Genomic DNA, 12074 nt, shown 5'->3' with positions numbered 1-12074 from the left:
GTGGTAAAAATCCTGTTTGTGGCGGTGTTTTATGTTAACTTTTCGTTTCATAACGGATTATGGAAAACTAAGATGCAAGACATTCGCGATTTAACCGCTGTACTACGTTCTAAAACGCCCATCGTAGTGATTGAAACCTATGAGGAATACCGTGTTGTAGACATGCTTAAGCGGGTGGCGAATGTGCTTTACCAGCCCTTATTTACTTGGAGTATTACCCAAGGGCTGACGCGGGTTGATAAACCCATGGCGGCGCAGAAATTTAATACTGAACCTGGCGACATCCTAGGGCAGATTAAATCGACAACCCAGCAGGGCATCTATGTGCTCTGTGATTTTCACCCCTTTGTGGTTGATGCGCCAAAGAATGTCCGTTTGCTTAAAGAAATCGCCCTCGAATACGATGCGCTGCAACACACGCTGGTGCTGGTGAGCCATGCTTTTGAGATCCCGCCCGAAATTAAGCGTTATTGCGCCTATTTTCAGCTCACCCTGCCGAGTACCTCGCAGCTGGAGAACTTGATTTATTTAGAGGTGGATAAAGTACGCGGCCAAGGTATGCCGCTTACTGTGGATGATAAAGCCGTGGGGAAACTGGCGGAAAACCTGCGCGGTGTGACCTTAGATGATGCCAGACGGTTGATCCACAAGGCCATTGTGGATGATGGCGCCATTACCCACTCAGATGTCGATCTTATCAACAAAGCCAAATTCCAATTACTCGATCTTAACGGTGTGCTGCAATTTGAATACGACACCAGTGATTTTTCGCAGATTGCCGGATTACATAATCTCAAAAAATGGTTAAAGCAGCGAGCGCCAGCGACGCAGGCAACCACCGATGCCAAGGCTTCGGTACAACCCGATGCCAAGGCTTCGGTACAACCCGATGCACCCAAGGGCGTGTTATTACTCGGGGTGCAGGGCAGTGGTAAGAGTCTTGCGGCCAAGGCAGTCGCGGGCGTATGGCAAAGGCCCTTGCTCAGACTCGATATGGGCGCCTTATATAACAAATACATAGGCGAAACCGAAAAGAACCTGCGTAATGCTCTCGAGCTGGCCGATATGATGTCGCCCTGTATCCTTTGGATTGATGAAATAGAGAAAGGTTTAAGCGGCAGTAGCAGTGATGAGGGCACTTCGACCCGCATTCTGGGCACACTGTTAACTTGGATGGCGGAGCGTAAGTCCGAGGTGTTTGTGGTCGCTACCGCTAACGATATTCAAGCCCTGCCGCCTGAGCTGATGCGTAAGGGGCGAATGGATGAAATCTTCTTTGTCGATTTACCCGACGAAGCCATACGTAAGGCGATTTTCCTGATCCATTGCCAGCGCCGCAGTATTGATGTGACTCGGCTCGACCTTGCGCAGCTATCGCGCCACAGCCAAGGGTTTTCGGGAGCTGAAATCGAGCAAGCCGTTATCGCCGCCATGTACAGCGCCCGCAGTTTAGCGCGCAGTCTTGACCAAGACATGTTGTTAGAAGAACTGACCAAAACCAAACCTTTATCCATAGTGATGGGCGATAAGATTAATGCCCTAAGACAATGGGCCGCAGGACGCACAGTCAATGCCCATGAGTAGCAACTTAACCCACTATCACTGATTGTGTTATGGCTGCGTATGGGGCCGAGCCTTATTCGCCATAAAACGACTTTAAATTTCAGTGGTGGCTTTTGGTTGGGGAAGAGTTGGATATCAGCGCCGTCGATGTTAACTTGCTGGTCGATATGGATTATTTAGAACTTTAATGGCATTTTTTAACATAAGTAATATTCGCCGTTCCAGTCGTACCGCATGATAAGCAGGGAAGAGATGAGTTTCGAGCAAGAGTTTACAGAAAAAGTCGGTGGCTACTTAGATAAGCTCACCGATAAGTTACAACCCATTCTTAAGCAATTGATTGAGCATGACTATCCCCAAGAGGTGGTCACACTGGCATTTGAAGTCTTTGTCGATGGTTTTACATCCCAATTTCCAGTGCGGATATTTTTTATGGATATCGATGGCAAGGTTTCATACGCCTCGCCAGTTAATCCTCATTTACTCGATATAGACCATGTTTATCCAGATGAATTTGAAGAGGAATATATCGAAAAGGATGAAGATCTTGACCCTTGGCAGATTGCAACAAACGCGCTTATCGAATGGTTCTCCCAGTGCTGGATTGCCGCGGGTGGTCAAAGCTTTAAATTAAACGCCAATATCGCCCCCCATGACAGCCACTATGAGTTCAATTTAGTCGAGTGTCAGTGGCAAGAAAGAGGTTAACTCGCTTGAAGTTAAGTACTTAGCTGTTGTGGTTCTTGACGTAATACTCTGCATTGTGGAGCTGTGACATTGCTATCCTGCGCCTCTACATCGGGTGTTAACTTATGAAAACTAATAGAAACCTAAGCTGACATTAGCTTCCTACAAATCTTGTCTTTGCTTACGTTACGCGTTGCTCACTCACGCTAGCGCCTTCTCGATATAAGAAGTAAAGGCCTAGGCGTTGGAGCGTCCTTTTCCCACCGTTTGCTGCATTTGGTAAACAACAATCCCACCTTAGTTATCGCAATTCGTCGTCGCTGATAGTGCACTTTTGAGGCCATTAGTCGTATCGAAATAAACAACTGTGTTTTGGGTCAAGCTATTTAAATGGATTTGTTGCGAATTTGTTTTCATGGTGTAGAACTATATTGTGCAGCACATTGATAGGCACAGTTGGCAAAGGGCTGTTTCGGCAAGGGGATTGATTTCTAACCGAAATAAAGAGCGGGAAGGGAGTGGGAGCTGAACATGTTTTTGGATTATTTTGCCTTAGGCATTTTGTTTTTTGTCATAGTGGTGATCTTCTATGGCGTGATTGCCATTCACGACATCCCCTATGAAATTGCGAAAAAGCGCAATCATCCCCAGCAGGATGCATTGCATATCGCGGGCTGGGTCAGTTTATTTACCTTGCATGCCCTTTGGCCGTTTCTGTGGATTTGGGCGACCTTGTATCGAGAGGATAGAGGCTGGGGGTTTAGTACTGTGATGAAGCGCGAGCAGGCATTGGAGGATGATGTTAAAGCGCTAAGGGAAACGGTATTGGCCTTGCAGGCAAAGCTTGAACAACTGGAATCGACAGCCAAGCCTGCGGTGGTGAAGCAAGCCGAGGCAATACCCACAGAAGCCAGTGTGATCGAAACTAGCCAAAAAGCCGAGGTGTAACATGGATTTACTACTGATATTAACCTACGCCTCGATCTGCATTGTGATTTTTAAAGTGTTTAAGATCCCAATGAATAAATGGACAGTGCCGACCGCCGTATTAGGGGGCGTGGTGTTGATTGGGGCGCTGCTACTTATCATGAACTACAACCATCCCTATTCCCGTTTTGCGCGGGAATACTATGTCACTATCCCGATTACGCCCGCGGTAAAAGGTTTAGTGATCTCGGTGGAAGCTAAGCCAAATACGCCAATGAAACAAGGGGATGTGCTGTTTCGAATCGACCCGACTCCCTTTGAGGCCGTGGTAAAACGCAAAAGAGCGGCCTTGTTAGCGGCGGAGCAGGAAGTGCCACAACTTGCGGCCGCTTGGGAAGCTGCCAAGGCGAATGTGGTCAGAGTGGCTGCCGACAGGGAACGCAACAAATCGGCCTATGATCGCTATGAGCAAGGCCATCGTAAAGGCGGGGCGAACTCTCCTTTCACTGCGCTGGAATTAGATAATCGTCGCCAATTGTTTTTTGCCTCTGAGGCTCAGCTAACGGCTGCGCAGGCCGAAGAGTTACGCGCGCGTCTTGCCTATGAGTCCAATGTGGATGGGGTAAATTCGAAGGTCGCTGGGCTGCAGGGGGATCTTGAAAGCGCGCTCTATAATCTCGAGCAAACCGTAGTGCGGGCGCCCGCCGATGGCATTGTCACCCAAATGGCGCTGCGCCCAGGTGCGATGGCGGTGCCTTTACCTTTACGGCCGGTGATGAGTTTTATCCCCGACGAGCAGCGTTATTTTGCCGGCGCATTCTGGCAAAACTCCCTGCTGCGTTTGCAGGAAGGGGATGAGGCAGAAGTGGTATTAGATGCGGCGCCTGGGCAAGTGTTTAAGGGCAAAGTCGCTAAGGTTCTCCCCGCGATGGCCGAGGGAGAGATTCAGATGAATGGTACGCTGCAATCGTCTAATCAATTGTTCCAAAGTGGCCGGGTTATCGTATTAATCGATATTGAAGATGATGCGATACGCCGCCAATTCCCAGCGGGTGTTGCGGGACAAGTGGCTGTGTACACTGAACATTTCCATCATGTGGCCGTGATGCGTAAAGTGCTGCTGCGGATGCAGGGCTGGCTAAACTATCTGTTCTTCGATGGGCACTAGTGGAGTTTTACGCTAACGACTTCGCTCGGAGCTGGTGTTAAGCTGCCAAGAGTGAATTAAAAAAGCGCTGACAATTTTGTCAGCGCTTTTTTGTTATGTGCAGTAGGTAAATACTGGCTGCGATTAAATATCGAAGGCCAAGCTGCCTGGCGGGAGGAAGGGCCAGCTTTGGCGCACAGGCGATCCATCACCTTGTTCACCAAAGAAATAAGCCGTTCTTGGGGTGGCGTAGACCACACTGCCTTTTTGCAGTCCTAATTCTTGCAGATGATGGTGGGTAAAGGTGGCTTCCCACAGTTCTTCACTCTGCCAGCCGATAGGCGCCAGTTCGACTCGCACTTCTGCGCCAACCGGTGTAATTGCCACTATGGTAAAGGGAATATGGGCTTGGCTGTTGGGCTTATCCGCCAGTCCCAGCTCATGGCTACGCACATAGAGCGCGCCGTTTTGTTGCAGTGGCGCTTGCTCTGGCGGCACTAAGAAGGCGTCACCATTGGTCCAACGATTCTGTTGCCAGCTCGCTTCAAACCGATTGACGTTACCTAAAAAATCAAACACAAAGCGGCTATTGGGTTGGGCATACAACTCAATAGGGGTATTGACCTGCTCAATATGGCCGTTGCTCATCACCACCACCCTATCGGAAAGCTCTAAGGCTTCGTCCTGATCGTGGGTCACAAACACGCTAGTGAATTTCAGCTCATCGTGAAGACTGCGCAACCAGCGGCGCAGTTCTTTACGCACCTTGGCATCGAGGGCGCCAAAGGGTTCGTCGAGTAACAGTACTTCGGGCTGAGTCGCTAAGGCGCGGGCCAAGGCGATACGCTGTTTTTGTCCGCCCGAAAGCTGCTCAGGGTAGCGCTGGGCTAAATGGCCCAGTTGCACCATTTCGAGTAAATGGCTGACGCGCTTTTGGATTTCGGCCTTAGACGGGCGCTGATTTTTCGGAATGACTTCGAGTCCAAAGGCGACGTTGTCGGCGACCGTCATATGGCGGAACAGGGCGTAGTTTTGAAACACAAACCCCACTCTGCGGTCACGCACATGCACTTGAGTCACATCACGATTACCGAAATGGATTTGGCCGCTATCTGCGCCTTCAAGGCCGGCAATAATCCGCAATAGGGTGGTTTTACCTGAGCCGGAAGGGCCGAGAAGACCTATCATCTCGCCTTCTTGAATATCCAGATTGAGCGGCGAGAGCGCCTGAAATTGGCCAAATTTTTTGGAAATATTAGTTAAACGAATACTCATAATGATTGGCTCTGCTCTTGGTTGTCATTGGCGGATAAGCTGCGTTGTTGGCGCCACTCTACTAAGGCTTTTAGCAGTAAGGTACATAGGGCGATTAAGGCAAGCAGTGACGCGCTCGCGAAGGCGGCTTCGGCCTGATAATCTTCGTAAAGTAATTGCACATGCAAAGGTAAGGTGTTGGTTTCACCACGGATATTGCCAGATACTACGGCAACGGCACCAAACTCACCTACGGCTCTGGCGTTGGTGAGGATCACCCCATAAATCAGTGCCCACTTGATATTGGGCAGAGTCACGCGGCGAAACAGTTGCCACCATGAAGCACCAAGAATGACTGCGGCTTCTTCCTCCGATGCGCCCTGTTGCTGCATCAAGGGGATTAATTCTCGGGCAACAAAGGGGCAGGTCACGAAAATGGTGACTAACAGAATCCCCGGCCAGGCAAACATGATCTGTAAATCGTGCTCAAATAGCCAAGCGCCGAGCCAGCCACTGTTGCCGTAAAGCAGTAGATAGAGCAAGCCTGCGACCACGGGTGATACGGCAAAGGGAATATCAATCAAGGTGATGAGTAACTTACGCCCCGGAAACTCAAAGCGCGTTACGCTCCAGGCGAGCAGTACCCCAAACACTAAGTTAATCGGCACGGTCAGCGCTGCGACCATCAGGGTCAACCCGATGGCGTGGAGTGAGTCGGGTTGGCTCAGATGCTCGATATAGCGCTCCCAACCACCGACGAAGGCCTGCTGGAAAATACTGACTAAAGGCAGTAGCAACAACACCATGGCCAAAAACACGGCTAGGGTGATTAGGCTCCATTTGATGAGGGGCGCTTCACCGACTCTTAACGGTTTAAATGAGTTCATGGTGGCTCCTTATCGGCCGTGAATGCGGCGTAAATAACGCGCCTGCCACAGGTTAATTAGCAGCAGCAGCAACAGCGAGGTCAGCAGCACGACGGAGGCAATGGCGCTGGCGCCGGCAAAATCAAATTCCTGTAGGCGAACGAAAATCATCAGGGAGGTGATTTCACTGATATAGGGCATATTGCCTGCGATAAAGATCACCGCACCAAACTCACCCAGACTACGGGTAAAAGACAGCGCAGTGCCGACCACTAAGGCTGGCCAGAGGGAAGGTAAAATCACCCGCCAAAACACGGCGCCATCGGTTGCGCCTAAGGTCATGCCGGCTTCTTCTTCATCGTGGGATAACTCTTCCAGTACGGGCTGGACGGTTCGCACCACGAAGGGAATGCTGGTAAAGATCATCGCAACCACAATTCCCAATGGCGTGTAGGCCACTTTGATACCGATTTCGGCCAACAGGCTACCAATCTGGCCATTCTCGGCGTACAGGGTGGCTAAGGTGATACCCGCGACAGCTGTGGGTAAGGCAAAGGGTAAATCGACTAAGGCATCGAGGATGCGCTTACCCGGAAACTCATAACGCACCAACACCCAGGCGAGTAACAGGCCAAAAAGACAGTTAAACAGGGAGGCGACCAGTGCAGATAAAATAGTGACTTTATAACTTGCCAGCACGCGGGGATCGGCAATCACGCCCCAATATTCTGCCCAGCTCATTTGGCTGGTTTGCATAATCAGGCCTGTGGTGGGGAGTAAGAGAATCAAGCTGACAAACAGCAAAGACACACCTAGGCTGATACTAAACCCTGGCAAAACCCGCTTGTGGCGTAAGCGCCCATTATTAAATATCACTGAATAACCACCCGATAAGGTTAATGGAGTTAATCCAATATTATTATGCCATTAGCACATTATTGCTCAATCGCGATAAAGACAACTTGTGATAGCGACCTTGTTCGTTGCCGCGATATAACCACAAAACCCGGGACATTGCCCGGGTTGTGGATTTGGTGATTTAGCTACCCAAGCGGATGATCAACGTTTTAATAACTGATCCAGTTTGGCGCCATTGGCAAATTGGGTCTTCATCGCGTTGTCCCAGTTACCTATGATCTGCTCAACGGTCATTAACTCAACTGCAGGGAACTGCTTGGTAAATTCGGCAACAACTTTCTCGTTGTGAACGCGGTAGTTAAATCCGGCTAACAAACGTTGTGCTTCTTCGCTGTAAAGGTAGTTTAGATACTCGGTCGCGAGTTCTTGCGTGCCGTTACGCTTAGCGTTTTTCTCAACTACGGCAACGGGGAATTCTGCCAGAATCGAGGTTTTTGGCACGACAACTTGGTAATCATCGGCACCATATTGCTGACGAATATTGTTCACTTCAGATTCGAAGGTGATCAGCACATCGCCGATGCCACGTTCAACAAACGACGTGGTTGCACCACGGCCGCCCGTATCAAATACGGCAACGTTACCGAGGAACTTCTTCAAAAACTCATCTAATGAGACTTGATTATCTTTACCATAGTTTTTCTGGGCATAACCTAAGGCTGCTAAGTAGGTGTAACGCGCATTACCCGAGGTTTTTGGGTTCGGGAACACCAACTTAACGTCATCTTTGGCTAAATCATTCCAGTCGCTGATTTGCTTTGGATTGCCCTTACGCACTAAAAACGCGATGGTAGAGTAGTAAGGTGAGCTGGCATTAGGCAGCAGTTGTTGCCAGTTTTCTGGGATCAACTTGCCGCGGTCATGCAGAATTTGCACATCGGTGACTTGGTTAAAGGTCACGACATCGGCGGGTAAGCCCTGAAGAATCGAGCGAGCCTGGGCGGAAGAACCCGCATGGGATTGCTTGATTTCAACGGTCTTGCCAGTTTGTTCTTGCCAATGTTTAGCAAAAACAGGGTTATAGGCATTGAATAATTCCCGTGCGATATCGTACGAGGAATTTAATAGTGTCTGATCGGCGGCTGCCACATTGAGGGTGGTTCCCAGCAATAGGGTTCCCAGCAGGGCCTTAGTCAATTTTACTGGCATTTTGTACTCCTTAATCTGGCAACTGTGTCAGTGTATAGGAATAGAGTAATAGAAGATTTTATTTATAAAAAGCCACACAAATAGAACTTTTTTGAATAACTATGAGCGAATAATTGTATGCCTCGGGTGAGATTCATCGTGTTTGTTGTGGCTAACCCCCTTAAAATAACCCTATGCTGAATCGCTTTTATTAAAAGGATCATCCGAGTGTCTGACTTTCCGACTATTGAAGCCTGTATTGGGCAAACTCCGCTGGTGCGTTTGCAGCGACTTGATTGTGGTAGCTCAACGGTATTGTTAAAGCTGGAGGGGAATAATCCCGCGGGTTCGGTAAAGGATCGCGCGGCGCTGAATATGATTATTCAGGCGGAGTTTCGCCAAGAGATTGCCCCAGGGGATACCCTGATTGAAGCCACCAGTGGCAATACGGGCATCGCCCTAGCCATGGCTGCGGCGATTAAAGGCTACAAGATGATCCTGATCATGCCGTCGAATTCGACCCAAGAGCGTAAGGATGCCATGCTGGCCTATGGCGCCGAGCTGCTGCTGGTGGACAATATGGAAGCCGCGCGGGATTTAGCCTTAGAGCTTCAGGCACAAGGCAAAGGTAAGGTGTTGGATCAGTTCAATAATCAAGATAACGCCAACGCCCATTTCCAGACCACTGGCCCCGAAATTTGGCAGCAGAGCCAAGGTAAGATCACTCACTTTGTCTCCAGCATGGGCACCACAGGCACTATTATGGGCGTGTCGAAATACCTAAAGAGCCGCAACCCAGATGTCACCATTGTCGGGCTACAACCCGCCGATGGCAGTTCGATTCCGGGGATTCGTCGTTGGCCGCAGGAATACCTACCGGGTATTTTCGATGCTGCCCGTGTCGATGCCGTGATGGATATTGAGGAGCAAGATGCGAAAGCCATGGCAAGAACCTTGGCCCGTGAAGAAGGCATTTGTGCTGGTGTGAGTTCTGGCGGCGCGGTATTTGCGGCGCTCGAGATTGCGAGGCAGAATCCGGGTTCCGTTGTGGTCGCAATTGTGTGCGATAGGGGCGACCGTTATCTGTCATCTGGGTTATTTTCTTAACCCTAACTAAGATTCGCGCTTAGGATTTAACCTTCCTTTCGCAATAAAAATGGGCGTTAATCGCCCATTTTTATTGACTATTGCATAAGATACGGTGGTTTAAGCCATTGTGGTTCAAGTCATCAAGAGTTACTTACTATCAGACCAATCAATAGCAATTAGCACTGGCTTATGGTTGCGGTGGAAACTGCGCCAAAATCCGGCTAACAGCCTTGGCTGTGTCTTGGGCTTTTTTATCGCCGCCTCCGTCAAAATCGAAACTATCTGTGCCGCGCCAAATCAGCTTATTGGTTTTCGTATCGATAATATCAATTTGAATAGTCTGAATTTTTGCCGTGTCACTGCCAAGTGGTACGCCGACGCTTGTGCCTACGCCAATGCCGCCAGAACGGCCAAAACTGCCCGTGCCTAAGCCTATGGAGAGACCCGAGTCTTTAGGCTTATCTTGGGTTAATAACCCATAGGCGACTTTAAAATCGGGGGAAGTGGCAGTTTCAGTAAAGCCTTTTTGGCTTAATTGTTGGGTGATTTCGGTTTGAATGCGCTGGGCGCTGAGTGGGTCGTCGCTAGGTTGGGGGGCGAGCTGGCTGAAGCTCTGTAATGCCTTAAAGTCGTAATTGAGATCGTAATCGTTTTTCGGCTTACTGCTGCAGGCGCTGACTAAGACCAAGGCGACAAACAGACTGGCGATATTTTTGTATCCCATGATGACACTCCAAGTTGTACAAACTCTGTTCAATGTGCCTTGATTAACAACAAGACTGCAAGTAATTTAGTGAAAAGTGTTTAATTTTTGTATTGTTTTACTTGTGTATTTAAGGTCACGCATTTTAAGTGCTTAATTTGCCAGAGTAGCTCAACATCATGGAACAGTTAGCCTTTTTCGAAATACCTAGCCCTTGCATTGGTGTGTGCCAAACCGATGCCCGCGGTTATTGCAAAGGTTGCCTGCGTAGTCGTGATGAGCGATTCAATTGGTTGCACTTTACCGACGCGCAAAAGCACGATGTGATTCGTTTATGCCACCAACGTAAACGCCGGCGACAGTTGGCCTTATACAAAGCCCGTCAGCAAGCACTTGAGCAGGAGAGAGCGGCGCTTAATCCGCAACTCGATTTTGCGCCGCAAGATGCTGCCGAATTGGACCTCGGGGATTTTGATCTCGAGGAATAATCTAACTTTGAGAGCACTAATTAAGCGCTTAAATTTCCCGCTTCTTTGGCCAGCTTAAGGTAAAACGCGTTTGAGTGGGATTGCTGCTAACGCTCACTTCGCCCTGATGACGCTGCATGATCCGTTTGATAATCGCCAGCCCTAAGCCATGACCCTTGTTACCATTTTGCACCGATTGACTGCGGTAAAAGGGCTCGAACACCATAGGTAAATCCACCTCGGGGATAGGCTCTCCATCATTAGTCACACTCAACGTCACCCTTTGCGGGGTCTGGCTGACTTCAATCAGGATTTGCTGGCGAGCAAAACGCTGGGCGTTGGTCAGTAGGTTTTGTAGGGCACGTTCAATCAGTGCGGGTTCGCCGACCAAGGGGAGGCTCGTCATCTCCGCCTGTAAGCGGATGGGAGTATCACTTAGGCTGCTTAAACGTTTAATGCACTGGTTAACTAAGCTGAGCAGATCGTATTCATCCAAGGGTGTGCCTTCGCGCTGAGCCTCCAGACTGGCGTAAGTCAGCAGTTCCTGCAGCAGGTTCTCCATTTCTTTAATGTCGAGTTGCATCTCATTGAGAAAGTCCTGACGCTTTTGTTCGTCAGAATCGGGCTGGCAGTACATGGGCATTAAGGCGAGGGCGAATTTCAGTCGCGCGAGTGGTGTGCGGATCTCGTGAGAAACCGCATTGGATAAATGTTTTTGGTTTTCGATTAACGCACTGATATGGCGCGCCATTTCATTAAAGGTGTTCGCTAAGGGTTTAACCTGTGAGCGGTTTGAGAGGCTAATGCGTGTATCCCATTTGGCCTCGCCAAAATCCTTGGTGGCCTTACGTAAAATGCTTAAATCCCGCGACAGCGGGCCGACCCAAATCAGTGCAACTAACGCCAGCGAGAGATAGAAAAACAACGTAAACAGATTACGCAGCGAGGCTCTAGGGTCTATCTCGATGGGACCCGCCATTAACACTTGCTCGCCTACCTGAATAAACTGGAATTGCTCGCCCTCGCTGGTTGTGGTGGTAACCACATGATTGGGTGTGAGCTGTTGGTCTTTGGCTAGCGCGATTTGATCTGGGCTGAGCAGATTGAGGGGCAACTGATCATGGCTGGGCAGCGCCTCAAGATAGGCGTTACGATTCTCCTCTGGTAGCTGGGTTAGCAACTGGGCTAACGCAACCAGAGGAGCGTCTAACGCATTATTTTCATCCACATTTTTCTGCCACAGGCTGTCCAGTGTCCAGCCTATGCCTAGAAAACTGAGGCTCAGCAGTAAATATAAGCTGATAAAGAGACGTTTCACGGGAGCT

Annotated in this window: 12 protein-coding genes; 6 read left to right on the top strand and 6 right to left on the bottom strand. The window is 49.5% G+C overall.

Going from position 1 to position 12074, the window contains the following annotated elements:
* The first annotated feature begins 72 nt into the window (after positions 1-72).
* The 4 genes from N5E87_RS16240 (at position 73) to N5E87_RS16225 (ending at position 4345) form a co-directional block, all read left to right on the top strand.
* Positions 73-1584, top strand: a complete 1512-nt coding sequence (locus tag N5E87_RS16240; protein WP_279775404.1) for an AAA family ATPase — start codon at positions 73-75, stop codon at positions 1582-1584.
* A gap of 231 nt (positions 1585-1815) precedes the next feature.
* Positions 1816-2271, top strand: coding sequence for a hypothetical protein (locus N5E87_RS16235; protein ID WP_279775403.1), 456 nt, complete (start codon positions 1816-1818; stop codon positions 2269-2271).
* A 510-nt stretch (positions 2272-2781) separates the two neighbouring features.
* Entirely contained in the window at positions 2782-3198 is a 417-nt protein-coding gene (locus N5E87_RS16230; protein WP_279775402.1) for a DUF3302 domain-containing protein, read from the top strand.
* A 1-nt stretch (position 3199) separates the two neighbouring features.
* Positions 3200-4345 (top strand): HlyD family secretion protein, encoded by a 1146-nt coding sequence (locus N5E87_RS16225; protein WP_279775401.1) that lies wholly within the window; start codon positions 3200-3202, stop codon positions 4343-4345.
* A gap of 123 nt (positions 4346-4468) precedes the next feature.
* Here the strand turns inward: N5E87_RS16225 and N5E87_RS16220 are convergent, their stop codons facing one another.
* The 4 genes from N5E87_RS16220 to cysP form a co-directional block, all read right to left on the bottom strand.
* Positions 4469-5599 carry a TOBE-like domain-containing protein gene (locus N5E87_RS16220; RefSeq protein WP_279775400.1) on the bottom strand — a complete coding sequence of 377 codons (1131 nt, stop codon included), beginning with the start codon at positions 5597-5599 and terminating at the stop codon, positions 4469-4471.
* Positions 5596-6465, bottom strand: a complete 870-nt coding sequence (gene cysW / locus N5E87_RS16215) for a sulfate ABC transporter permease subunit CysW (RefSeq protein WP_011627003.1) — start codon at positions 6463-6465, stop codon at positions 5596-5598. The genes N5E87_RS16220 and cysW overlap by 4 nt, the downstream gene beginning before the upstream one ends.
* A 9-nt stretch (positions 6466-6474) precedes the next feature.
* Positions 6475-7320, bottom strand: coding sequence for a sulfate/thiosulfate ABC transporter permease CysT (gene cysT, locus N5E87_RS16210; RefSeq protein WP_011627002.1), 846 nt, complete (start codon positions 7318-7320; stop codon positions 6475-6477).
* 183 nt (positions 7321-7503) lie between these two features.
* A complete protein-coding gene (gene cysP, locus N5E87_RS16205) occupies positions 7504-8511 on the bottom strand; it encodes a thiosulfate ABC transporter substrate-binding protein CysP (protein ID WP_086904228.1) in 1008 nt (335 codons plus the stop codon).
* A gap of 207 nt (positions 8512-8718) precedes the next feature.
* Between cysP and cysM the strand changes: the two genes are divergently transcribed.
* Positions 8719-9597, top strand: coding sequence for a cysteine synthase CysM (cysM, locus tag N5E87_RS16200; RefSeq protein WP_086904227.1), 879 nt, complete (start codon positions 8719-8721; stop codon positions 9595-9597).
* Positions 9598-9766: 169 nt separating this feature from the next.
* Here the strand turns inward: cysM and N5E87_RS16195 are convergent, their stop codons facing one another.
* Positions 9767-10303 carry a DUF4136 domain-containing protein gene (locus tag N5E87_RS16195; protein WP_086904226.1) on the bottom strand — a complete coding sequence of 179 codons (537 nt, stop codon included), beginning with the start codon at positions 10301-10303 and terminating at the stop codon, positions 9767-9769.
* Positions 10304-10461: 158 nt separating this feature from the next.
* Here N5E87_RS16195 and N5E87_RS16190 point away from each other — a divergent pair, with 158 nt between their 5' ends.
* Positions 10462-10770, top strand: coding sequence for a DUF1289 domain-containing protein (locus N5E87_RS16190; RefSeq protein WP_011626998.1), 309 nt, complete (start codon positions 10462-10464; stop codon positions 10768-10770).
* Between the two features lie 28 nt (positions 10771-10798).
* Here the strand turns inward: N5E87_RS16190 and N5E87_RS16185 are convergent, their stop codons facing one another.
* A complete protein-coding gene (locus N5E87_RS16185; protein ID WP_126511763.1) occupies positions 10799-12067 on the bottom strand; it encodes an ATP-binding protein in 1269 nt (422 codons plus the stop codon).
* Positions 12068-12074: the final 7 nt, after the last annotated feature.

Source organism: Shewanella sp. GD03713, from assembly GCF_029843705.1.
In the GTDB taxonomy this organism is placed as follows: domain Bacteria; phylum Pseudomonadota; class Gammaproteobacteria; order Enterobacterales; family Shewanellaceae; genus Shewanella.
The sequence above is the reverse complement of the archived record's forward strand: the minus strand, read 5'-3'. Positions and strand labels throughout refer to the sequence as shown.

What these genes read in the sequence shown, in the direction of transcription:
- N5E87_RS16190 (WP_011626998.1), top strand. Translation starts at nt 10,462, where the DNA reads ATGGAACAGTTAGCCTTTTTCGAAATACCTAGCCCTTGCATTGGTGTG.
- N5E87_RS16240 (WP_279775404.1), top strand. Translation starts at nt 73, where the DNA reads ATGCAAGACATTCGCGATTTAACCGCTGTACTACGTTCTAAAACGCCC.
- N5E87_RS16195 (WP_086904226.1), bottom strand. Translation starts at nt 10,303, where the DNA reads ATGGGATACAAAAATATCGCCAGTCTGTTTGTCGCCTTGGTCTTAGTC.
- N5E87_RS16225 (WP_279775401.1), top strand. Translation starts at nt 3,200, where the DNA reads ATGGATTTACTACTGATATTAACCTACGCCTCGATCTGCATTGTGATT.
- N5E87_RS16220 (WP_279775400.1), bottom strand. Translation starts at nt 5,599, where the DNA reads ATGAGTATTCGTTTAACTAATATTTCCAAAAAATTTGGCCAATTTCAG.
- N5E87_RS16230 (WP_279775402.1), top strand. Translation starts at nt 2,782, where the DNA reads ATGTTTTTGGATTATTTTGCCTTAGGCATTTTGTTTTTTGTCATAGTG.
- N5E87_RS16235 (WP_279775403.1), top strand. Translation starts at nt 1,816, where the DNA reads ATGAGTTTCGAGCAAGAGTTTACAGAAAAAGTCGGTGGCTACTTAGAT.
- cysP (WP_086904228.1), bottom strand. Translation starts at nt 8,511, where the DNA reads ATGCCAGTAAAATTGACTAAGGCCCTGCTGGGAACCCTATTGCTGGGA.
- cysW (WP_011627003.1), bottom strand. Translation starts at nt 6,465, where the DNA reads ATGAACTCATTTAAACCGTTAAGAGTCGGTGAAGCGCCCCTCATCAAA.